18 protein-coding genes and 2 pseudogenes are annotated in these 17,933 nt (G+C 56.2%); 11 read left to right on the top strand and 9 right to left on the bottom strand.

Translation table 11 applies throughout. From position 1 onward, the window contains the following. Window positions 1-525 precede the first annotated feature (525 nt). The 3 genes from VI25_RS20520 to mnmD all read right to left on the bottom strand — a co-directional run bounded on the left by VI25_RS20520 (window position 526) and on the right by mnmD (window position 3,463). A complete protein-coding gene (locus VI25_RS20520; RefSeq protein ID WP_052695399.1) occupies window positions 526-1,137 on the bottom strand; it encodes a GDYXXLXY domain-containing protein in 612 nt (203 codons plus the stop codon). Continuing rightward, window positions 1,134-2,354: a DUF2157 domain-containing protein gene (locus tag VI25_RS20515; protein ID WP_045689595.1), complete on the bottom strand. Its 1,221-nt coding sequence runs from the start codon at window positions 2,352-2,354 to the stop codon at window positions 1,134-1,136. Before VI25_RS20515 ends, VI25_RS20520 begins: the two co-directional genes overlap by 4 nt. A gap of 404 nt (window positions 2,355-2,758) precedes the next feature. Continuing rightward, entirely contained in the window at window positions 2,759-3,463 is a 705-nt protein-coding gene (gene mnmD / locus VI25_RS20510) for a tRNA (5-methylaminomethyl-2-thiouridine)(34)-methyltransferase MnmD (RefSeq protein WP_045689596.1), read from the bottom strand. A 138-nt stretch (window positions 3,464-3,601) separates the two neighbouring features. Between mnmD and VI25_RS29055 the strand changes: the two are divergent. Then, a pseudogene (locus VI25_RS29055) lies at window positions 3,602-4,029 on the top strand (thioesterase family protein). Between the two features lie 77 nt (window positions 4,030-4,106). Further along, window positions 4,107-5,174 carry a 23S rRNA (adenine(2503)-C(2))-methyltransferase RlmN gene (rlmN, locus tag VI25_RS20500; protein ID WP_045689598.1) on the top strand — a complete coding sequence of 356 codons (1,068 nt, stop codon included), beginning with the start codon at window positions 4,107-4,109 and terminating at the stop codon, window positions 5,172-5,174. A gap of 76 nt (window positions 5,175-5,250) precedes the next feature. Here the strand turns inward: rlmN and VI25_RS20495 are convergent, their stop codons facing one another. The 3 genes from VI25_RS20495 to VI25_RS20485 form a co-directional block, all read right to left on the bottom strand. Continuing rightward, window positions 5,251-5,955 (bottom strand): hypothetical protein, encoded by a 705-nt coding sequence (locus VI25_RS20495; protein ID WP_055562793.1) that lies wholly within the window; start codon window positions 5,953-5,955, stop codon window positions 5,251-5,253. Window positions 5,956-5,979: 24 nt separating this feature from the next. Continuing rightward, the gene (locus tag VI25_RS20490; protein WP_052695288.1) at window positions 5,980-7,191 is read right to left on the bottom strand and encodes a hypothetical protein; all 1,212 of its coding nucleotides are present in this window, start codon (window positions 7,189-7,191) and stop codon (window positions 5,980-5,982) included. Window positions 7,192-7,383: 192 nt separating this feature from the next. Next, on the bottom strand, window positions 7,384-8,352 hold the full coding sequence (locus tag VI25_RS20485) for a YihY/virulence factor BrkB family protein (protein WP_045689003.1): 969 nt from the start codon (window positions 8,350-8,352) through the stop codon (window positions 7,384-7,386). A 146-nt stretch (window positions 8,353-8,498) separates the two neighbouring features. Here VI25_RS20485 and VI25_RS20480 point away from each other — a divergent pair, with 146 nt between their 5' ends. After that, on the top strand, window positions 8,499-9,341 hold the full coding sequence (locus VI25_RS20480) for a hypothetical protein (protein ID WP_052695287.1): 843 nt from the start codon (window positions 8,499-8,501) through the stop codon (window positions 9,339-9,341). Window positions 9,342-9,451: 110 nt separating this feature from the next. Here VI25_RS20480 and VI25_RS20475 read toward each other — a convergent pair whose 3' ends face one another. Beyond that, entirely contained in the window at window positions 9,452-10,183 is a 732-nt protein-coding gene (locus VI25_RS20475; protein WP_045689002.1) for a DUF3891 family protein, read from the bottom strand. A gap of 631 nt (window positions 10,184-10,814) precedes the next feature. Continuing rightward, entirely contained in the window at window positions 10,815-11,804 is a 990-nt protein-coding gene (locus VI25_RS20470) for an NAD-dependent epimerase/dehydratase family protein (protein ID WP_045689001.1), read from the bottom strand. Window positions 11,805-11,984: 180 nt separating this feature from the next. Here VI25_RS20470 and VI25_RS20465 point away from each other — a divergent pair, with 180 nt between their 5' ends. Continuing rightward, on the top strand, window positions 11,985-13,016 hold the full coding sequence (locus tag VI25_RS20465; protein ID WP_045689000.1) for a patatin-like phospholipase family protein: 1,032 nt from the start codon (window positions 11,985-11,987) through the stop codon (window positions 13,014-13,016). Between the two features lie 44 nt (window positions 13,017-13,060). Here VI25_RS20465 and VI25_RS20460 read toward each other — a convergent pair whose 3' ends face one another. Then, window positions 13,061-13,951 (bottom strand): hypothetical protein, encoded by an 891-nt coding sequence (locus VI25_RS20460; RefSeq protein WP_052695286.1) that lies wholly within the window; start codon window positions 13,949-13,951, stop codon window positions 13,061-13,063. Window positions 13,952-14,171: 220 nt separating this feature from the next. Between VI25_RS20460 and VI25_RS26085 the strand changes: the two genes are divergently transcribed. The 7 genes and pseudogenes from VI25_RS26085 to VI25_RS27295 all read left to right on the top strand — a co-directional run bounded on the left by VI25_RS26085 (window position 14,172) and on the right by VI25_RS27295 (window position 17,884). Beyond that, the gene (locus tag VI25_RS26085; protein WP_201783355.1) at window positions 14,172-14,588 is read left to right on the top strand and encodes a fasciclin domain-containing protein; all 417 of its coding nucleotides are present in this window, start codon (window positions 14,172-14,174) and stop codon (window positions 14,586-14,588) included. Then, window positions 14,474-15,147: pseudogene (locus VI25_RS28000) on the top strand (fasciclin domain-containing protein). The gene VI25_RS26085 and the pseudogene VI25_RS28000 overlap by 115 nt, the downstream one beginning before the upstream one ends. A 148-nt stretch (window positions 15,148-15,295) precedes the next feature. Further along, a complete protein-coding gene (locus VI25_RS20450; RefSeq protein ID WP_045688998.1) occupies window positions 15,296-15,790 on the top strand; it encodes an alpha/beta hydrolase family protein in 495 nt (164 codons plus the stop codon). Beyond that, window positions 15,790-16,215, top strand: a complete 426-nt coding sequence (locus tag VI25_RS20445) for a hypothetical protein (RefSeq protein ID WP_055562792.1) — start codon at window positions 15,790-15,792, stop codon at window positions 16,213-16,215. Before VI25_RS20450 ends, VI25_RS20445 begins: the two co-directional genes overlap by 1 nt. Continuing rightward, a complete protein-coding gene (locus tag VI25_RS20440) occupies window positions 16,212-16,511 on the top strand; it encodes an alpha/beta hydrolase family protein (protein WP_055562791.1) in 300 nt (99 codons plus the stop codon). The genes VI25_RS20445 and VI25_RS20440 overlap by 4 nt, the downstream gene beginning before the upstream one ends. Window positions 16,512-16,637: 126 nt before the next feature. Then, window positions 16,638-17,504, top strand: a complete 867-nt coding sequence (locus VI25_RS20435; RefSeq protein ID WP_236705166.1) for an aminotransferase class I/II-fold pyridoxal phosphate-dependent enzyme — start codon at window positions 16,638-16,640, stop codon at window positions 17,502-17,504. Continuing rightward, a complete protein-coding gene (locus VI25_RS27295; protein ID WP_410503448.1) occupies window positions 17,450-17,884 on the top strand; it encodes an aminotransferase class I/II-fold pyridoxal phosphate-dependent enzyme in 435 nt (144 codons plus the stop codon). Before VI25_RS20435 ends, VI25_RS27295 begins: the two co-directional genes overlap by 55 nt. The last annotated feature ends 49 nt before the right edge of the window (window positions 17,885-17,933 follow it).

The following is a 17,933-nucleotide window of genomic DNA, read 5'->3' as shown; positions in this document are numbered from 1 at the left end:
GCTAATTTGTCTAAGCTGGCCCAAGTACTGGCCGCCCAACGCGTATCCCCTGTTACTACAACTCCGCAGAAAGATTCTTCCTCCCAAAATAGCCGCCGTAGGGCACAACGAGAAGCTAGCTCGACTATGATGGCGCAAGCTTGACAAGGCAGTACTAGCACAAATCAAAGAGCCCGTGCTACTAGTAGCACGGGCTCTTTGATTTGTGCTAGTACTGCCTTGTGAGATTACTTCATCGTAGTCGAGCTAGCTTCTCGTTGTGCCCTACGGCGGCTATTTTGGGAGGAAGAATCTTTCTGCGGAGTTGTAGTAACAGGGGATACGCGTTGGGCGGCCAGTACTTGGGCCAGCTTAGACAAATTAGCCTTCATGCTAGGGGGTATAAAGTGGAAAATAGCAATCGGCAATAGGTAGAGTAGGAATAGAGCAGGTTGCGGCAAGATAAATAAATACGGCAATAGTTTAATAATTAGGTAAAGCACTTGCTTGGCAAGTACTCCGCGTTCTAATTAGATAATCAACATGCTACTTGGTAGGGGGCGGGGTTTCGTGCTCTACTTTAGTAATGCGGGCCTGTCCCCAAGGCGCAATGCTTACCTGCACGCGGAGCTGTTGGCGCTTCGTTAGCTGACGGCCCATGTCCTGCGGGACATAGTAACGCTCTAAACCGTAGCGCATACGTACGCCGTACCGCTGGGTGTGGCGCAAGCGCGAGCCGCTGTGCCATACGTCTTGTACTGAACCGCGTAGGATAACCTGCGCGGCGTTTACCGTGGGCTTGCTATCATATACGCCTACTGCTTCGTATGCACTGCCCCGGGGCTCTAGTACCACGTAGGCCGCCTGCTTGCGGCGGGGTAGCTGGGCCCCATGCCAAAGGCTGCCGGGTAGCTGGCTTACATTGTAGTTGAGCACGAGGTAGTCGCCGTAGAGCAGGTCGCGCGGGTCAACGGGAGCGGTGCGCAGCCAGATAGTGCGCCCCAAAGCACTGGTGGCATATCCGGCGGCGGCCACACCCAGTACAAAGACTGCCTGCGCAACCACTAGCCACAGCAGCCACTGACGGCGGCGCGGCTCACTCAGCGTTGAGGGGCGCTCCGGGATGGTAGCGGAAGAATCAGCAAGTGGCGCCCTCATGGTTTCAGAATCGTCTTATCGGCGAATGTATGAGCCGCGCGCCGCCGTAAGTACCAGCTCAACCCTAGCAGCAGGATTCCACCCAGCAGGAAAAACAACGACTTATCCATGAAGCCCCACGTCAGCTTAAAGTAAGCCACGGCGGTAGTCAGAATAAAGAGCACGGTGCCTAGGGTTACGCGGTCTTGGTTCTGCTCTTGGTGGGCCCGCAGCAGTACGGAGCCTGAGTAGGCGTAGAGTACTACCAGCGTGGCAATGGCCAGGGGAAGGCCACCAGTAAAGTAGAACCCAGGCAAAAGCAGCAGCCAGTCGGTGGCGCTGCTGAGGCGGCCCCGGCGCTGCTTGCCCCAAAGCGAAATGGCTACTACTCCAGCTAGGGCTGCCAAGTAGGCGGCTAGCGGGGGGCGCAGCTCCCCCGCATAGTAGTCCGACTCGCCAAACAGGGCTAAACCCAGCGTAAACAGGAATGCGGCTACCAGGGGTGGCCCCTGAATAGACCGGCCCGCCGGACGATTCGGCTGCCAGTCGCCGAAAGCATAGATCAGCATGGCAGGAATGAAGAACCACGTGATTTTGATGTGCAGGTGGTTCACAAGTAGGGCCGCTTGCCACAGCAAGCCCCCTGCCAACACTCCACCCGCCAGAGAATCAGGACGGCGCCACCAGTACCAGCCCAAGCCTATTGCCGTGAAGGCCGCCGTGAGGTAGCTAAAGGCGCCTAGCTGCCCGGTGTTATAGCCCTGTACTACTCCACCAATGACCACGGTGAGCAGGAACAGAAACCGACTGCGGTACAGCCACGTCAGGCCCATACCAGCTACTGCCCAGGCCAACAGGCCCGTTAGGTCGTAGCCGATTAGCTGGTACAGTTGGCTGGTAAGCACTATGCCTGCCCCAAACAAGATCAGCCCCAGGGCTACCAAGCCCATGCCCACATTGCCATTGCCCCGGCGCCGGAAGTACTCGCCCGCCGCGTATGCCCCTATCATGGAGCCCAGGAGTAGACCCAGCCGGAGCAGCTCGGGCAGGGCTTGCCAATTAGCCGCAATCAAACTCAGGGCGCTAAGGCCCACCAGCAAGCTGCCCAAGAGCGGCAGCAAGCCGATGGCGCGCTCATCGGTGGCATAAAGAGCTAGGAGCTGACGGCGCTGCTCTTCCGTGATGATGCCTTTCTGCACCCACTGCGCCCCGTCGGTTTCTAATAGTGTACGACTCATAACATCGGCAACATACGCAGGAAGCAGCTAGCCTGATAGCTGGTCCTGGCAGAATCCTGAGTAGCGCTACTGCGGCTGTGCTCTAGTAGCCGCGGGCTTCCCTAGTAGTAGCATACCGCTAGTGAGGACCTAGTTAGGGCTGATGGTATAGGGCCAATAGCTTCTGGTGTACCATGCTGAGTGCTCAGACGTGCAGAAACAGGCCAGGCAGTGCGTCGTTTCCCACTGATGCGAGCAGCCGGGGCACTGCCCACCGGTGGCGAAGGTGTGCCAGATGTACCCGCAGGTGCACTGCCACTGTTCGTTGCCGGCGGGTTGCCAGTTGCACTTGGGACAAGCAATGTGGGTAGCGGGCTTTCCGTTAGCCATGAGCGGCGGCGTGTAGTGTACGTTCTAAGGGTGCCTTATTCTAGGGCAGGGGCTGCTTTGCGGGCCCGGGTCATTTCGCGCTTGCCAGGAGGACCAGGAATTCTCTCCACGAGCCAGCCAGCTGCCTTTAGGCTACGGCGGAAACTGCCCTTGGCGCAGTAGCTCACCAGTACGCCATCGGGGGCCGTCGCCTCATATAGTTGGGCAAATACCTCATCAGTCCACATATCGGGCTGTTTCTCCGGCGCAAAGGCATCGAAGTAAACAACCTGGTAGGTATTGGTAGGTAGGGCAGTAGTTTGCAGCTCTCCCGAGCGTTTGTATAGCTCAAACCGGGGCGTGAGGGCCACGGGGCGGTTCCAGGTGGCAGCGTGCAGTTGCTGATGGTAGTCCAGAAGCTCTGGGTTAGTAATGTACGCCTCTGTGTTCATTTGCTCCACTACTGACCAGGGCAGGGGAAACTTCTCAATGGTGTCGTAAAAAATAGGGTGGGCACTGTCGTGGCTGCGCTCTAGGGTGAGTAGGGCGTTCAGTCCGGTGCCAAATCCAATTTCAAGTACCCATACTGGGCCAGCCGTGGTATCCAGAATGGGAGCAAGGCCAGCGGCCAGGTACACGTGCCGGGCTTCTTGCACGGCCCCGTGCGTGGAATGGTAATGCTCGTCTAGCGCTGGCACATACAGGGTGCTGGAGCCATCGGCGGTGGTACGAACTTCTACGTGTGGTTGTGGTAAGGACATAGGGGCGGAGTAAAGAACGCAACTGATGCAGCAAGCCAGCGGTGAGGACTACGGCGCCAGCTACTGACTTGCGGCCGCTTTGCTGCTGCGCTCGTATTACGTAGCCTTTCCGTACTGTTATTGACCTTCGCCCGCTACATGCCTCGCATCAGAGTAAATCTACCGGAAACTTTCCGGTTTTCCGTTGCCATCCCCGTCCGCATTACCGACTTGAATTATGGCGCCCATCTTGGTAACGATTCACTTCTTAGCATCCTTCACGAGGCACGCGTGCAGTTTCTGCTGCACTTGGGCCGCCCCGAGGTAGACCGCACTACTGGCCGGGGCCACATCATGGCCGATGTGGGAATTGAGTACAAAGGCGAAGCTTCCACGGCGACACTCTGCACATTGATATGGCAGTGGATGACGTGGCGAAGTATGGGTTCGACATTGTGTATCGCGTGCAAAACCAAGCCGGGCGGGAGGTAGCCCGCGCCAAAACCGGCATGCTAGCTTTCGACTACACTACCCGTAAGTTACTACCCTTGGCAGAGGAAGACCTGCGTAAGCTCCGGGGAGAGTAGAGATTCTGCTCGGCAGTAGCAGGAACCGTAAAAACTGGGAACCCAACTGCCTCTGACGTTGTATCTTTGCGGCTATGATGATTGACTTGCCCGTAGTTTCCAAGCGCGATATCCGCAAACTTACCCCCGACGAGCTCAAAGCCTTTATGGTGGAGCACGGCGAGAAGCCTTTCCGTGCTAAGCAGGTACTAGAGTGGCTGTGGAAGAACACGGCTGCTTCCTTTGAGGAGATGAACAACATCTCCTTGAATACGCGTGAGTTGCTGGCTCGTCACTTCGTGATCAATGGAGTGCAGGTGCAGAACTCCCAGCTTTCCAATGACGGTACCATCAAATCGGCGTTCCGCCTGCATGATGGCAATATTGTAGAAGGGGTGCTCATCCCGCACGATACGCGCATGACGGCCTGCATCAGCTCGCAGGTAGGATGTTCGCTCACGTGCAAGTTCTGCGCTACCGGCTACATGGAGCGTAAGCGTAACCTGGACGCGGCCGAAATCTACGACCAGGTGGTGCGCATCCGGGAGCAGTGCGAAGCTCAATACGGCACGCCGCTCACCAACATTGTGTATATGGGCATGGGCGAACCCCTACTCAACTACGCCAACGTGGTGAAAAGCATTGAGCGCATTACCGCCCCCGACGGCTTGAATATGGCTCCGCGTCGCATTACCGTTAGCACCGCCGGTATTGCCAAGATGATTAAGAAGTTGGCCGACGACGGCGTGAAGGCAAACCTAGCTCTTTCTCTGCACGCTCCCAACGATACCAAGCGCAACGAAATCATGCCCATCAACGAAGCCAATTCCCTGGCCTCGCTGAAGGATGCTTTGAAGCACTACCATCAGGTAACCGGCCGCAAGGTGACCTACGAGTACATTGTATTCGAGAGCTTCAACGACACGCTGCAAGATGCTGAGGAGCTGTACCAGATTTCAAAGTGGATTCCCTGCAAGGTGAACCTCATCGAGTACAACCCCATCGAAAACGCTGACTACGTGAATACCGCCGATGATAAGCTAATGGCTTTTCACAAGTACCTCGCCGACCGTGGTGTACAGACCAACGTGCGTCGCTCCCGCGGCAAAGACATTGATGCTGCCTGCGGCCAGCTGGCCGTAAAGGAAAAGACGGTAGCTGCTTAAGGTGGCTGTTATTCCGGCTAAATGCAACGGGCCCGCTCTCCTGAGGAGAGCGGGCCCGTTGCATTAGGGAGTAAACCTACTTGCCTACTTTCGCTTTGTTTAGGTCGGCAAATAGCAGAATTACTTCAGGGCACTGCGAAGCCATCTGGAGCGAAATCTTGGTGCCTATAGTTTCCATGCGCTTTTGATCTAGAAAGATATCGGCGCCGTAGAGTTGGCTGATTTCCTTAGCGTAAGGCTTGAGGTTCCTTTGAAAGGCTTGGATGAGCTCTTGTGTCCGTTGCTCAAGCGTCATCTTTTTTAGCTCGGCTGTGCGGGGCTGCAAATCCTGGCACATGGCAGCAGCAATAGGCTTCAGTATGGCCACTTCTTCGGGCTTTACTTCCTGTTGTTTGCTGACTTGCGCGCTACCTAGGCGCATAAACAGCGGCTGGCTCACGGGGCATTCCTGCATCATCACTATCCCCACGCGGCGACCTAGTTGCTGGCCGTACGTCTGCGCCGCGGGACCCATAGCTATTATCTTACGCATGAGCTCTTTATTATCCGTAGCCGTCTTGGTGAAGAGGCGTACGAAGAGCTGCTGGGCTTCCTCTTGTGATAAGTTATCCAAAGACCTTTTCTTGCTTTCCAACTCTAGCTGCCGACACATGTCTGCGCTTACAGCTTGAACTAGTTTCTGCTCGGCTACGCTGTCGGCAGGGGCGGTTTGCGCTTGGCTCAGAAGGGCAGTAGTGCATAAAGCAAGCAGCAATACAACACGGAGAATAAGTATTTTCATGTTGCCAAAACTACGTTTAATTCCTTAGCGCTTAGAGTTTCCAAACCGAAACGTGAAGTCGATGTAAGCCGGTATCACGTACGTGCTGAAGGCGTATGAGCCATCGAAGGGAAGGAAATACACCGCGCCTAGCCCCAAGCTTGTGCGTTGCCAGTTGATTTTGGCTCCATACAAACCGCCAAGGCCCGAGTTGCTATTGGCGATAATGTAGTTTTCGGTGATGAGTGATACCCGACGGCTCATCCGGCGTTGCCCGCCTACTTGTAGCACGGGAGTGCTCCCAATCTCGCCGCCCGCAAAGCCATAGCCTAGGCCGACGGTAAAATTATTGTCGGCCGAGCCGTAGGTGGCTACCCCATAGGCTAGCCCTACTCCCGAAGCCTTGTTGTCTTGGTCGAAATCAGGAATACGTAGGTAGAGCACGCCAGCGCCAGCGTGCCAGTTCTCCGATATGCGGGCTGAGAACTTAGGTGTCAGGGCCAGAAACTGGTAGCGTAGCGGCACGCCCGGCAGCACTGATACAATGGCGCCCATCGAAAAATTATCGGTGATGCCGTAGTTAGCGCCAACGAAATACAAGGTGATGTCTTGCAAGGTGCCCTCGCCGCGGCGGAGGTTACGGGCCGTGGGCGCGAAAAACAGGCGGTTGCCGTTGCCAATATCCATCCAGTTGGCTGGGCGCTGGACCAGCTCTGTGGTTAGCTCCTGCAGGCGCAAAATATTGCTTCGCTCCACCGATACCGTACCTAAGTCCACGGTCAAGAACTCTAGCTGCTGGGGTTGGTGCGCAGTTAGCTTCCCATCGAAAGCGGTGCCTGTGCGCAACGTCACGCGGAAACGACGGCCTACTGAATCGGCGGGCGTAACAGAACTCGCGGAAGTGGCCGCGGAAGGATGGGTAGCTAACTGCTGCCGGTCCTCAATGGTTTGGCGCACGGCAGCTAGCTCGGCGGGGGAGTAGGGCCGCAGGACCGTGCGGCCGTCGCGAAGTTGCACTTGCAGAGTTACACTACTATCGGCAGTGAGGCGCTGAATAAATCGCGCTTCCTGAAAGTCATTGGCCGAAAACGTAGGAAATAACCCATAGGCAACTTTCTCGTCCGCATCAATTACTGCGCCCACGATTGGGCTCACTATCAGCGGTTTGGTAGCTGGCTGTTGAGCATGCACTTTGGAGCTGATGAGCGCAGCCAGGACGAGAAAAAGTACATGAAAGGGGGTACGAATTGGGAGCATATAGTAGTGAAAATGACCACGGATCAAACCTATCATTCTGCTGCAATACTCCACTATAGCCCGAGCGCTATTCTACCTTAAGATTAGACTTTATACACCACGAAAAAGGCGGATGAACCCTTCAAAATAGAAGGATACATCCGCCAATACGCTGTTTTTTAGCTCCGAAAGACCTTCGGAAATTCTGACTTTTTAACTTTTCCAGCGGCCCTCGGAGCGGGGACGACCGGTGCTGATTTCTTCTTTGGTTTCGCCTTCGGGCACCTCTCGGGTTTCAATGCGCACGGCATGGGCTTTGGGCTGCACTTTCTGGCCGAAAGCATCGGCAAATTCTTGGGTAAACTCTGCCCCGAAAAAGATAATGAGGGACGAGTAGTTTACCCACAACAGCAGCACAATGGCCGAGCCTGCCGCCCCGAAGGCCGAGCCAGGATCTGACTTGGCGATGTAGAAGGCAATGAGGTACTTCCCAACCAGGAACAGCAGCGCCGTGATGACGGAACCAATGCCCACGTCGCGCCACCGAATGATGGCGTCGGGTAGGAAGCGGTAAATCATGCCGAACAGTAGCGACGTGATGAAGAGGGAAAGGGCGAAGTCAACGAGATGAATGAAGATGACAGCCACCTCGGGAAACCAGCGTTGCAGCTGATCGGTAAAAACGCTAAGTAAAGCGCTGATAACAAAAGAAATAAGAAGTAGCAAGGCTACGCTCAAAATCAGTCCGAAGGAAAGCAGCCGGTCTCGAATGAACTGCCACACGCCGTTGCGGGGCTTCACCTTTAGATTCCAGATGTCGTTAATGCTCTCCTGCAACGTCACGAAGAAGGTAGTAGCCGCAAAAACCAGGGTACCAATTCCGATAATGGAAGCCACTCCACTTTTCTGCTGCTTGGTAAACTCCGCAATGGAATCTTGCAGAAACTTCGCTGAATCGGCTCCCAGGAAGCCGCGCATCTGACCGTAGATCTGGCCAGTCACGGCTTCTGCCCCGTAGATGGCGCTGGCCGTGGTAATCACTATGAGCAGCAGCGGGGGCAGCGAGAAGATGGTATAGTACGACAAGGCGGCGGCGTGGCGAAACGAGTTGTTCACCATAAACTCGCTGGCCGTGGTCTTGAGAATGTTAAGTACGTCGGAGACGCGGTAATGTGAGGCCATCGGGAAGGAGTAAAATCAGACAGAATGCCGCACGTACTACGGGCAGGATTGGCGCAACGTTGGCCGAGACGTTCGTAAATTGGTGATCTTGCGTACAAGCACAGCCGTAGCTGAGCAGCTAACGGATACACTTTTCCTTTTTACTTATGCGGGTTTTCTCTACTACTTCTTGGCTGGCCGGTAGCGGCCTGTTCCTTCTTTCTGGCCTGCTGGCCTGCCAACAGCAAACGCCCGCCGGGCAAGCTGCTGCCAATAACTCTGCCCCCGCCTCCACCGAGGCTGCGGCCAGCTACCCCGCCGCCGAAGGCTTCGACCAAGCTGGCTCGGATGCAAAGGCTACAGCGCTGGCAGACAGTGTAATGCGAAAAATGGGCGGCTACTCAGCATGGCAAAGCACCCGCCTGCTAGGCTGGGACTTTCTGGACGGCTCCTATCAGCTCTGGGACAAGCAGACCGGCGACTTCCGTTGGCAGAAGGATAGCCTAGTGGCCGTGTACAACCTCAACACCAAACAGGGGCACGCGTACCGTAGCGGGCAAGACATTTCGAGCATGCCCGAGGGGCAAAAGCTGCTGGGCCAGATGTATCCCATCTGGGTGAACAACTCGTGGTGGTTGCTCATGCCCTTCAAGCTCAAGGATTCCGGTGTTACGCTCACGTACAAAGGCCCTGGCCAGCTAATGGATGGTACTCCCGCCGAGGTGTTGAACATGACGTTTAAGAACGTAGGCGTCACGCCCGACAACAAGTACGAGGTGCTGGTGAACCCTAAAACTAGCTTGGTAGAAGAGTGGGCCTTTTTCCCCAAAGCAACGGACGCCCAACCGGCGTTTCGTCGGCGCTGGGCCAACTACCGCCAGTATGGCCCCATTATGCTGGCTACAGACCGCACCGATGGGAAGGATGGCCGCGGCCTTGACCACGTAATTGCGCGTACCGACGTCCCTGCTGGTATCATGCAAAACCCCAAGCCTATGGCCCGCCTCTAGGTTTGTTAATAGCCTTCTTACCCAGACTGGCCTCCTAAGGCTACCTACAGGTATACTGCGTAGGTAGCTCTGGGAGGCCAGTTTGGGTTTAGCATAGCGCTTGGCGGAAGCTAGATTTTTGCTAGCTCCCAGCGTAGGGTTTCAATGGGAGCTTCGCGCAGAGCCCCGGCTAGTTCAGCATCGTCTTGGAAATGCAGTTGGTGTAGCACCGTAGCCTCAACGCTTACGGTAAACTGGGTTTCCTGGAAGGGCCAGGGATGCACCGTTATGGGGCCTTCTGCCTGGGGCCGTTGTACTTCGTGGCGCTGTCCGTCGGGGCCGGTGTAGATTTCCAGGTTGCGACCCATTTCGGGTATTTCCTGGCGGCACAAGATCAGGCTGAGCCGGTCGCACCAGTGAAGCAGGGCGTAAGCGCGTTGCGCCTCACTCTTTTTCAGGCGCAAGTCGCGCAGCCAGTGTTTCTGTTGCGTCGCTTGCTCGTCTAAGAAAGTATCTAGCTCGGCTTGCTGCCCGCGGAGGCCTTCGTACAGGGTGCTCAGGTGTAGGCTGGTGAGCAAGCTTCGCCACCGTCCCTGAAACCGGGCTGCCTTCATGAGCTTGGTGGCTTGCTCCAATGAAAACGACTTCATGGTGAAATTGGCGGGTGCTCCCGCTAGAGTCAGGCCGTAGTGCCCATCCCAATCTGCCTGCTCGTCGTCGTGCTGAGCTGCGGCTGCCAGAAGTCCCACCCACTGGTCGTTGGGCAAAAACGCGGGCCACTGGTGCAGCACCTGGGCCGCTAATAAGGCGTGGGCTTGCTGGTAGATAATTTGCCAGCCGGCGGGAACATGGTTTACAATCATACGAAGCTAGGTACGGGGTGCTGCTGAGAAACGCAGCAGAAGCGCCGAGGTTTGTCAAGCTTCTATCAAAAAAGGAACGCCCTACTTGGGGAAGTAGCGTCCGGCAGCATGCTACCTGCTGTTTGCCTATTAAGTAGAAGAAGATACGTGTGCGATGGTGGTAGGTAGTCGCTGAAGTAACTGGTTCGCCCAGTAAGGGTGCAACTCTATTTCCACGCCGCCAACCTGAAATAGACCGGGCTTATATTCCGGGTCGCTGAAGCGGGTAACTCGAATCTGCGTAGGTGCTTATAGCACCTCAATATGCGAGTAAGGAATGCGCGCGAGAGAAGAAAGGTCCAAGTTGTTTTGGATGATTACATTCTATTTATCAGAGCCTTATCTGCAAGATGTTACCATAGTGCCAGCTTCCTATTCTGGCTGATATTACCTCCGTCTGACGCACGTTGTGTACACTTTCATACTGCGCACGCAACTGTTTCCATCCTGCCTGCAGAAGATTAGGTCACCGGAGGCTACCGTCTCGCTTTATAATAATCCGCAGGCCTAGAAAGATTAGGTACAACATGCCAAGCTGCACTACTATGCGGCCTAGGTAGCAAAGCGCTTCCCAAACTCAGCAACATAGCCGTTACTTCAGTACCAAGGCTTCTTTCAAGTGAAAGAGCATGTCATCCGTCATGGTGTCTAGGGAGTACTGCGGCTGCCAGCCCCAATCTTGGCGGGCGCGCGAGTCGTCGATGCTGGCAGGCCAGGAGTCGGCAATCTGCTGGCGCGAATCAGGCTGGTAGGAAACCTGAAAGTCGGGGTAGTGGCGCTGAATGCTGGCCGCAACTTCCCGGGGGCTGAAGCTCATGGCGCTCAGGTTGTAGCTAGAACGTACCTGAATAGTGTCGGCGGGAGCGTGCATCAAATCCAAGGTGGCTTTCAATGCGTCGGGCATGTACATCATAGGCAGGTAGGTTTCCTCGGCCAAAAAGCAGTTGTACGATTCTCCGGCTACAGCTTTGTGGTAGATGTCCACGGCGTAGTCGGTGGTGCCGCCACCGGGTAGGCTCTTGTAGCCAATGAGGCCGGGGTAGCGCAAGCTGCGCACATCGAGGCCGTGCTTCTTAAAGTACCACTCACACCACTGCTCCCCGGCCAGCTTACTGATGCCGTACACTGTGTTGGGGTTCATCACTGTGAGTTGGGGCGTGTTGTGACGGGGGGTATCGGGGCCAAACACGGCAATGGAGCTAGGCCAATATACTTGCTGCACGCCTAGGTCTACGGCCGCGTCTAACACGTGAAACAAGCCGTCCATATTCAGCTGCCACCCAAACTTGGGGTTCTTCTCCGCTGTGGCTGAAAGTAGGGCGGCCAAGTGGTATACCTGCTTGGGCTTGTACTGGCGCATCACTTCTTCCAGGCGGGACTTGTCCAGCACATCAAGCAACTCAAAGGGGCCGGCTTCCTGCAACTCTGGGTTCTGGGGCGCGCGCACATCGGCGGCTATTACAGAAGAGGCACCGTATAGCTGGCGCAACTCGTGCGTAAGCTCTAAGCCCAATTGGCCGCCAGCGCCAATAACAAGAATGGTGTCGCCGGGGGTGGCGGAGCTGCTGAGAGTGGTCTGCATGCAGGAAGTTGAGGAAGGGGGTGGATGGAGGAAGACAAAGATACGTGGATGGCACGGTTCAGCATTGCTACTCCAGCGTGGCAACCGGGCGTACAACCACCGCGCCACTTTTGGTATCTACCTCGTATCAGCACACTAGTAGTTATGCAATTTTTTCTATTCCTTCTGAGCACCTTATGCATGAGCCTAGCGCTGCCAATGGCTGCTCAGCCCACGCCACCACCTGGGCGGCCCGTTTACCGCAACCTAGTTATGGAAGGTGGGGGGATTCGAGGCATTGCCTACGGAGGCGCCTTGCAGGAGCTGGAGGCCCGGGGCGTGTTGGTAGGTTTGCGGCGGGTAGGAGGTACGTCGGCAGGAGCCATTCAGGCGGCCCTACTAGCGGTGGGATATTCGCCTCAGGAAATTATTGCCGTCATCAACCAAACGCCCGTGCAGCAGCTCAATGATGGGCGACTCATGTTTTTTGGTGGAAGCACGCGCCTGCTAAAGCAGTACGGCTGGTATCGGGGCGACGAGTTTACGCGCTACCTGAGCCGATTGGTGGCGCGCAAAACGCAACAGCCCAACCTGACCTTGGGCCAGCTACACAACCTGGCCCAGCAACACCCAACCCGCTACCGCGACCTATATACCACGGGCACCAACCTGACCACCCAACGCGTGCAAGTGTTCAGCTATGAAACCAACCCCGACATGCGCGTAGCCGATGCCGTGCGCATCAGCATGAGCATTCCCCTGTACTTCCGGGCGGTGCTACTCAACCAGCAGGGACAGGTAGTGCAGCGGCCAGTGAAAGGGCAGCCTGTGGAGGTACTGGTAGATGGGGGCTTGCTAGCTAACTTTCCCATCACGCTCTTCGACCACCCGCGCTACCTGCCAAGCTCAGGGGCGCCTACCGCCCCAAGCAGCGTGAACCCCGAAACACTGGGGTTGCGCCTCGACCGGGCCGAGCAGATTGCCCTCGATACGTTGCCCGATGGTCGGCAACGCTTGGCACCCTACGCTATTCACGATATAGGCTCGTACGTGGGCGCCCTTTACAACGTCGCCATTGAAAATCTAAACCCAGCTCAGCCTTCCGACTGGCCGCGCACCATTAGCATCAGTACCCGGGGCTTTAATCCAAAAATCAAGCGGATGTCGGCCGCGCAAAAGCAAGAGTTGGTAGACAGCGGCCAACAAGGTGCCCAGGCGTTTTTCAGGCGGTAGCGCCAACAATGCAAGTGCACTGTCCGCTCCCCATCTAGACCCGGCTAGAAGTTGTAGGAAACCCCGCCCGACAAACCCGTAGACTGGCCTACGTTGCGGCCGGCTACATAGGTGCTCACGCCCACGGTAGCCCCAAAGCCCTTGGTGAGCGGTCGAAATACATTGACGCCCAGACGCACGAAGTCCACTCGGGTAGCCGTAAAGTTGCCATCGAAGCCGGGCTGCAACACGTCAGTGCCGCTCCCGTCGGAGCGCTGCACCGAGGCTAGGACTTCGGCGTACAGCTTGCGGCCGGCGTAGCCTACTTTCGTTTCGCCCACGAAGGCATTGGGCACTCGGCCGCTGCGTACGCTGTAGCCTGCTTGGCCGGTAGCAAATACCCCGGAGGCCGTTTTTACGTGCATCACACCCAGCGTAGTAACCTTGGTTGCGCGGTTGCCAATAGCAATGATATAATCGAGGCCTGTATTAGACTGGTAGTTACTAACAGGGGTGCTTACGGCCACTACGCCCAGCAAGTCTACCAGGCTGTTGCCAAGCGTGCCGGAGTACGACTTGAACTTGAGGGCACCGGTGACATCCTGGAAATTTTGGCGGGAGTTCTGAAAGCCCAGGTCGTCTAGCACACGGCCGTTGGCCCGGCCCGCCGACCTGATGTAGGGTAGGCTTACAATGGCGTCAATCTTACTTGTGATGCCGTAGGTACCATAAAGATTCACGGACGTAACGTACACCTCCCGGTAGATGGGCACGGTAGTTACTTTTTCGGGAACGAGGTAGGCCTGTTGGTAATTTTCGGAGGTGACCGATACGGCCACCGAACCGTGACCCTTTCCCGCCATGAAACCACTTACCAAGCTTTGAGCCGAAGCGGTGGGGGTAGCGGCCAGCGCAAGAATACCCGCGAGGCCAAGGATTGGGAAGATGTGTTGCATACAGTAGAGGGCGCAAAAAAGGTGTGTAGCGGGTCAAAAGTGAGGCTTTGCATATGGGCTCGGAAGGCCTACTCTGCGAAGTGCGCCATTTACGCGCTCAACACTACCGTTGGATTGGTGAACGATAAATCCATTTTGGGAAGGCCTTCGTTAATTGCGTGTCTCTTTGGAACACCCTCGCTTCTACCGATTTACACACCGCTTTGCATTGTATTATTTCATGAAACATTTTTTCTCGACTCTGTGCCTGGGGTTGGTTCTGAGCACCACGTTACTGACCAGTTGCCATAAAGACAGCGTAGAACCATCTATTGCGAATAGTGCCGTAGCCAACGATGATTTTAGCGTGCTGGAAGACGCTGCCATCCGGGGCGGAGTAGCCGTAGTGCTTACCAACAAAGCCGCCAACGGCGGCGACTACACGGTGTTTGCACCCACCAATGCCGCCTTTGCGCGTTTGGGGCTGCGGAGCGCGGAAAATCTGCTGGCGCTGCGAAAGCCTTTTCTCACTACCACCTTGCTATACCACACGGCGGCGGGCCTGCTACCGGGCAGCAGCTTGCAACCCGGAAGTACTACGGCTTCTGTTGCCGGACCAGCGCGGCGCATCATTGGCCGCAACGGCGCCTGTATGTAAATGGCTCTCAAATCCTTGCCCGAGATGTGCAGGCGGCCAACGGGCTCGTGCATCCTATTGATAAGGTATTGCTTGCTACCGGGGCCGACATTGTGCAGTCGGCGCTAGCCTTGAAAAACGGCCAAGTATTCGTGCAGCCCGAACTGACGTTTCTGGTGGAAGCCTTGGTCTACTGTGAGCTAACCGGGGCTCTTACGGCGTCGCCCGGTAGTCCCTCGTTCACCGTGTTTGCGCCTACCGATGCTGCTTTCAAGCAACTAGGCCAGCAACTAGGGGTATCACTCGCGCAACCCGCCGATATCCGAAAGCTGCCCAAAGCTACCGTCACGGCTGTGCTGCTGAACCACGTAGTCAACAACGGAGGCAAGTTCACACCCGAGTTTGCCGATAATGGCTCCTTACCAACCTGGGCGGTGGTACACTCACAATGGGCACGTTTGCGGCTGGCGTGATACCAGTTCGGGGTAAAGGCAACGACCAGCCCGCCACCCTGGTTATTCCCGACGTGCAGTGCACCAATGGGGTTGTCCACGTTATCGACCGGGTACTACTGCCCTAGCCTGGGCGCACCGGCGCGGTAGCAAGCGCGGTGGACCCTTCTAGTCCGCTGCTTTGGTAGTAGCTATGAGCAGGTAGGCAATACGCAGTACCTGTGGCCTTCCGCTTGTTCTGCTGCAATCAGGTACTGTTGCTTTCCCTTACGTTATATGCTTCGCTTAGCTGTCCTAAGTAGTATTCTCTTCCTATCAACTGCCGTGCAGGCAGTTACTCCTAATGCACAAGTGCGCTCGGTGCCACCTTCGGGGGTGGTGCAAAGCAGTAAATACCGCTCGGAAGAAGTGGCTTTCACCAATTCTGCGGCTCACGTTACGCTGGCCGGCACGCTTACCATCCCGCTGGGCCCCGGGCCCTTCCCGGCGGTGGTGCTGCTCTCCGACATGGGCGCCCAAGACCGGGACGGTACCGCCCGCAGCTACCGGCCCCTACTTATGCTGGCCGACTACCTCAGCCAGCAGGGCATTGCCGTGCTACGCTTTGATGATAGGGGAGTAGGAAAATCAGAAGGTGATAATGCGGCTACTACTACGGCCGAGCGCGTCAAGGATGCCCAGGCGGCAGTAGCCTTTCTGCGCGCCCGCCCCGATATGGTGCCTACTCGCATTGGGTTGATTGGTCATGGCGAAGGCGGCAATGTAGCTTAGTGGCCGCTAGCCAAGGTGAAGCACCCTCGTTTGTAATTACGCTGGCCGCTACCGGGCAGCTGGGACGCGAAATGTTGGCTACCCAGCAAGCCACCCAGCACCTAGCCGCCGCCACCGACACGAGCCAAACCTTGGGTAAACGACGCCTCCTAGCTGCGCAAGAAACCAAGAAGCAGGTAGAAAAGATGCGGGCCGAAGGCGCCAACTCTGCCCAGATTGAAACTGCGCTGGCCCAGCAGCAACTCCGCGAGAAAATAGAGGCGCAAAAACTACTCAGCAAGGCTCTTAAGCGCCAGCAAGCTATGCTGGAAATCATTCGTCAGACGGCCGACGATGGACAGGCTCAGGCCATTGTCACTAACATGCTGCGCCAGGATGATTCTACCTGGACCCCGGCCAAGCACGAACTGCGGCCATTCGGATGACGACCCCCTGGTATCGGAGCTACCTCAACTTCGATCCTCAGCAGGGCCTTGCTAAAGTAACCTGCCCCGTGCTACTGCTCCACGGCACCGACGATGTGGAGGTAGCGCTCAGTAACATGGCCCAGCTAGAGAAGGGCCTGAAAGCAAACCGCCACGTAACAATGCAGCGCCTGGAAGAAGTAAACCACGGCTTCCAAGCACCAGAAGCAACGTGGCCAGTGTTCAACAGCCTACCTCAGCCTGTCTTCTCGCCGGTGGCCCTTGCTACCATCCGCGACTGGATTCGGCAACTGTAGAAGCTAAAAGGCAAGCAGCAGTGTAAGCGCAGGGCTTTATCCGTTGGGTAAGGCCCTCTCTTGTTATTGGATACCGTACTTTTACCTTCCCATCCGTTTACTAGTGTATTTACATTCCCTCTGCCAATGTACGCCACCCTCCAGCCCGACCTCGAACAGCAACTGCAGGAAATCAAAGATGCTGGCCTCTATAAGAAGGAGCGCATCATTACCTCGCCCCAGGGCGCCGAAATTGAAACGACCGAAGCCGGGGAAGTGCTGAACTTCTGCGCTAATAACTACTTAGGCTTGTCGTCGCACCCCGAGGTAGTGAAGGCGGCCAAAGAAGCCATTGATACCCACGGCTACGGAATGTCGTCGGTGCGCTTTATTTGCGGTACTCAGGACATTCACAAGCAGTTAGAGCAGAAGCTGGCCGAATTTCTCGGTACTGAAGACACGATTCTCTACGCCGCCGCCTTTGATGCCAATGGGGGGGTGTTCGAGCCCTTGTTCTCGGAGCAAGACGCCATTATTTCGGACTCGCTCAACCACGCTTCTATCATTGATGGCGTGCGCCTGTGCAAAGCCCAGCGCTACCGCTACGCCCACAACGACATGGAAGACCTGGAAAAGCAGCTCCAGGACGCCCAGGCTAAAGGCACGCGCCACCGCATTATCGTTACCGATGGCTCTTTTTCCATGGACGGCACCATCGCGCAGCTCGACAAAATCTGCGACTTAGCCGACAAGTATCAAGCCCTCGTGATGATTGATGAGTGTCACTCGATGGGCTTCCTGGGCAAAACGGGCCGTGGCACCCACGAGTACCGCGACGTACTAGGCCGCGTAGACATCATCACGGGTACCTTGGGCAAAGCCTCGGCGGCGCCATGGGTGGCTTTACCTCGGGTCGCAAGGAAATTATTGATATGCTGCGCCAGCGTAGCCGCCCCTATTTGTTCTCCAACACCCTGGCACCAGCCATTGTGGGCGCTAGCTTGCGTGTGCTAGAACTGCTCACGGAAAGCACTGAGTTGCGCGACAAGCTGGAAGAAAATACCAAGTATTTCCGGGAAAAGATGACGGCGGCTGGCTTCGACATTAAGCCGGGCGAGCATCCTATTGTGCCGGTGATGCTGTACGACGCCAAGCTCAGCCAAGACTTTGCCGCCAAGATGCTAGAGAAAGGCATTTACGTGGTTGGTTTCTACTTCCCTGTAGTGCCTAAGGGCCAGGCCCGTATTCGTGTGCAGCTCTCGGCCGCTCACACCCGCGAGCATCTGGATAAAGCCATCGGTGCTTTCATTGAAGTAGGCCGTGAACTGGGCACCATTAAGGAACCTTCGGCCCAGCAGCCGGAAGCAGGCCAAGTAGTAACTAACACGCCCTAATCAGACGAGGCGTGCCGCGTAAAAGCTAAGCAGGCCTTTCTTACTAGTA

Source organism: Hymenobacter sp. AT01-02 (assembly GCF_000961955.2).
Lineage (GTDB): Bacteria > Bacteroidota > Bacteroidia > Cytophagales > Hymenobacteraceae > Hymenobacter > Hymenobacter mucosus.
This window is presented reverse-complemented; position numbering and strand designations above follow the sequence as displayed.

What these genes read in the sequence shown, in the direction of transcription:
- VI25_RS26085 (WP_201783355.1), top strand. Translation starts at nt 14,172, where the DNA reads ATGAAACATTTTTTCTCGACTCTGTGCCTGGGGTTGGTTCTGAGCACC.
- VI25_RS20495 (WP_055562793.1), bottom strand. Translation starts at nt 5,955, where the DNA reads ATGAAAATACTTATTCTCCGTGTTGTATTGCTGCTTGCTTTATGCACT.
- mnmD (WP_045689596.1), bottom strand. Translation starts at nt 3,463, where the DNA reads ATGTCCTTACCACAACCACACGTAGAAGTTCGTACCACCGCCGATGGC.
- VI25_RS20460 (WP_052695286.1), bottom strand. Translation starts at nt 13,951, where the DNA reads ATGCAACACATCTTCCCAATCCTTGGCCTCGCGGGTATTCTTGCGCTG.
- VI25_RS20450 (WP_045688998.1), top strand. Translation starts at nt 15,296, where the DNA reads ATGCTTCGCTTAGCTGTCCTAAGTAGTATTCTCTTCCTATCAACTGCC.
- VI25_RS20480 (WP_052695287.1), top strand. Translation starts at nt 8,499, where the DNA reads ATGCGGGTTTTCTCTACTACTTCTTGGCTGGCCGGTAGCGGCCTGTTC.
- VI25_RS20490 (WP_052695288.1), bottom strand. Translation starts at nt 7,191, where the DNA reads ATGCTCCCAATTCGTACCCCCTTTCATGTACTTTTTCTCGTCCTGGCT.
- VI25_RS20440 (WP_055562791.1), top strand. Translation starts at nt 16,212, where the DNA reads ATGACGACCCCCTGGTATCGGAGCTACCTCAACTTCGATCCTCAGCAG.
- VI25_RS20485 (WP_045689003.1), bottom strand. Translation starts at nt 8,352, where the DNA reads ATGGCCTCACATTACCGCGTCTCCGACGTACTTAACATTCTCAAGACC.
- rlmN (WP_045689598.1), top strand. Translation starts at nt 4,107, where the DNA reads ATGATTGACTTGCCCGTAGTTTCCAAGCGCGATATCCGCAAACTTACC.
- VI25_RS20465 (WP_045689000.1), top strand. Translation starts at nt 11,985, where the DNA reads ATGAGCCTAGCGCTGCCAATGGCTGCTCAGCCCACGCCACCACCTGGG.
- VI25_RS20435 (WP_236705166.1), top strand. Translation starts at nt 16,638, where the DNA reads ATGTACGCCACCCTCCAGCCCGACCTCGAACAGCAACTGCAGGAAATC.
- VI25_RS20475 (WP_045689002.1), bottom strand. Translation starts at nt 10,183, where the DNA reads ATGATTGTAAACCATGTTCCCGCCGGCTGGCAAATTATCTACCAGCAA.
- VI25_RS20470 (WP_045689001.1), bottom strand. Translation starts at nt 11,804, where the DNA reads ATGCAGACCACTCTCAGCAGCTCCGCCACCCCCGGCGACACCATTCTT.
- VI25_RS20520 (WP_052695399.1), bottom strand. Translation starts at nt 1,137, where the DNA reads ATGAGGGCGCCACTTGCTGATTCTTCCGCTACCATCCCGGAGCGCCCC.
- VI25_RS20515 (WP_045689595.1), bottom strand. Translation starts at nt 2,354, where the DNA reads ATGAGTCGTACACTATTAGAAACCGACGGGGCGCAGTGGGTGCAGAAA.